Origin of the sequence: Streptomyces sp. MS191 (assembly GCF_008042125.1) — a bacterium.
Classification (GTDB): domain Bacteria; phylum Actinomycetota; class Actinomycetes; order Streptomycetales; family Streptomycetaceae; genus Streptomyces.
This window is the reverse complement of the sequence record NZ_RDBI01000040.1, coordinates 2,909,123-2,909,915: the sequence shown is the minus strand read 5'-3', so window position 1 is coordinate 2,909,915 and position 793 is coordinate 2,909,123. Positions and strand designations below refer to the sequence as shown.

The 793-nt window shown below is 73.0% G+C and carries 1 pseudogene; it reads left to right on the top strand.

Annotation, left to right across the window (positions count from 1 at the left end):
• Positions 1 to 125: 125 nt before the first annotated feature.
• A pseudogene (gene folP, locus EAO71_RS38990) lies at positions 126 to 665 on the top strand (dihydropteroate synthase); the annotation flags it as partial.
• Positions 666 to 793: the final 128 nt, after the last annotated feature.

Sequence of the window (793 nt, the reverse complement as noted above, 5' to 3'; positions counted from 1 at the left end):
GCCCCCACATCGTCGGCTCCACCACCGGCCACGAAGCCCGCGCCGCCTGAGCGACAGGGCCCCACCGGCACCGCAGCACACCGGGAGCCCGGCAGGACCGGCAGAACACCCCCTAGGCTGGACGCATGAGTACGTTGAGCGGACGGGGCACACCCCGAGGCCTGCCGGAGTGGGACCGCTGCGCGGTCATGGGCGTCGTCAACGTGACGCCGGACTCGTTCTCCGACGGCGGACGCTGGTTCGACACCACCGCCGCCGTCAAACACGGCCTCCACCTCGCCGCCGAAGGCGCCGACCTCGTCGACGTCGGCGGCGAATCCACCCGCCCCGGCGCCACCCGCGTCGACGAGGAAGAGGAACTCCGCCGCGTCGTCCCCGTCGTCCGCGGCCTCGCCGCCGAAGGCATCACCGTCTCCGTCGACACCATGCGCGCCTCCGTCGCCCACGCCGCCGTCACCGCCGGCGCCACCCTCGTCAACGACGTCAGCGGCGGCCTCGCCGACCCCGACATGATCCCCGCCGTCGCCGCCGCCGAGGTCCCCTTCGTCGTCATGCACTGGCGCGGCTTCAGCCAGGACATGAACAGCCTCGCCGTCTACGACGACGTCGTCACCGAAGTCGTCACCGAACTCCGCACCCGCATGGAAGCCGTCGTCGACGGCGGGGATCATGTCGGGGTCGGCGAGGCCGCCGCTGACGTCGTTGACGAGGGTGGCGCCGGCGGTGACGGCGGCGTGGGCGACGGAGGCGCGCATGGTGTCGACGGAGACGGTGATGCCTTCGGCGGCGAGGC